The sequence below is a fragment of the Arhodomonas sp. KWT genome (genome assembly GCF_010993615.1).
In genome coordinates, this window is sequence record NZ_WNXE01000009.1 from 43247 (window position 1) to 45080 (window position 1834).

Here is a 1834-nt window from a genome sequence, read left to right on the forward strand (position 1 = left end):
TGTAGGGGAATTTCCAGACGTTGCCGAGTCCGACCGCGGATCCCACCGCGGCGAGAACGAATGCCAGCCTGGAGCCCCAGTGCTCGTGTGCCGTGGTCTGCGTGGTGCCTGCCAAGGCGTCGCCCTCCCTAGTTCGCTGAGGCGCAAGGGTAACGCCTGCGGCCGCGGGTGTCGCGCCGGGATGGCGTGCACGGGCTGCCGCGCCGGTATGCCGGGCGATATGCCGCTTCGGCTGTCGGTTGCCTTCGAGCAACCGACCTACCCGACGTCACGGCTGTGCGGTTATGCCCACTGTCTCGTTCCGGTAGGTCGGTTGCTCCTGGCAACCGACAGGACCGGATTGCCGCAGCGCCCCGGTCCGTGGGCATTGTTCGGGGTATGACGCCGCGTGGGCGGTGTTACGCCGGAGGTCGTGCGCGGGTGTCGCCACGGTACACCGGGCGATACCGCCACTTGGCTGTCGGTTGCCTTCGAGCAGCCGGCCTACCCGACGTCACGGCTGTGCGGTGATGCCCGCTGTCTCGTTCCGGTAGATCGGTTGCTCCTGGCAACCGACAGGGCCGGGTTGCCGCAGCGCCCCGGTCCGTACGCATTGCCCGGTGCCGCGAGGTCGGGCACGGCCACCAGGCCGTATGCGGCGTTCCTCTGGAAAAGCACGAAACGTTGCATGCCTTCGGCGCACAACCTGCCGGCTGAATGGCGGCGCCGGTCGTGGTCGGCGCCTCCCGCCGCTTTGCACTGAACCAAAAAAAACGGCCGGGTCCGAAGGCCCGGCCACGCCGCTTGCGCGGCTCCTCGTCGTTGTCGAGGAAGGGAAGAGACAACCGTTCTGAACGCAACCCCGTCCGTAAGGTTGTACAAAGCGTATAGGGTTTGTTTATTCCTGTCAAATACCTGTACACAAACGTCACATCACCGCCATCCGGCGCGGCGTTGACAGCGACGATTTCTGGTATACCATTTCGGTACCAACCACAACATATGGGGCCGACTGGGGATGGTCGTGTTTATATGTTGTGGAAAAACGGCATAAGCCGTTGACTACTCCACTGTTCGAATCTGTCAACCCGATTCAGGGGGAATGGCCACATGAGTTCCGCTGCGAAGGTGCGCGTGCTGCCCAAGAGCGTTAACGAGATCCCGATACAGCCCGCCTCCCAGGACATCTGGGACAAGAAGTATCGGCTCAAGACCAAGGACGGCACCGTCCTGGACGAGACCGTGGACGACACCTACAAGCGCATCGCGCGCGCGATCGCCGAGGTCGAGGTGCCCGAGAAGCGGGACGAGTGGTACGAGAACTTCCTCTGGGCGCTGCGTCACGGTGCGATCCCCGCCGGGCGGATCACCTCCAACGCCGGCGCCTGGGACCACAAGCCCGCTACCTCCACGATCAACTGCACCGTGTCCTCGACCATCGGCGACTCGATGGACGACATCCTCGACAAGGTCCACGAGGCGGGGCTGACGCTGAAGGCCGGCTGTGGCATCGGCTACGAGTTTTCCACCCTGCGCCCGCGCGGGGCGTACGTCTCCGGCGCCGGCGCTTACACCTCCGGGCCGCTGTCGTTCATGGACATCTACGACCGCATGTGCTTCACCGTCTCCTCCGCGGGCGGGCGCCGCGGCGCGCAGATGGCCACCTTCGACGTCGGCCACCCGGACGTGCTCGACTTCATCCGCGCCAAGCGCGAGGACGGGCGCCTGCGCCAGTTCAATCTCTCGCTGCTGATCACCGACGGCTTCATGAAGGCCGTGGAGAACGGCGAGATGTGGCCGCTCGCCTTCCCGCTCTCGCCCAAGGAGGCGGAGATGGACGGCGTCGACCTCAACG

Annotated in this window: 2 protein-coding genes; one reads left to right on the plus strand and one right to left on the minus strand. The window is 65.1% G+C overall.

Features of this window, described 5'->3' with window-relative positions; translation table 11 throughout:
• Positions 1-115: hypothetical protein (locus G7A99_RS25145; RefSeq protein WP_240466081.1), on the minus strand; the 115-nt coding region annotated here is incomplete at its 3' end.
• A gap of 974 nt (positions 116-1089) precedes the next feature.
• On the opposite strand from G7A99_RS25145, the gene G7A99_RS25150 reads away from it, so the two are divergent.
• The coding region (locus G7A99_RS25150; RefSeq protein WP_305792308.1) for a ribonucleotide reductase N-terminal alpha domain-containing protein at positions 1090-1834 on the plus strand (745 nt) is incomplete at its 3' end.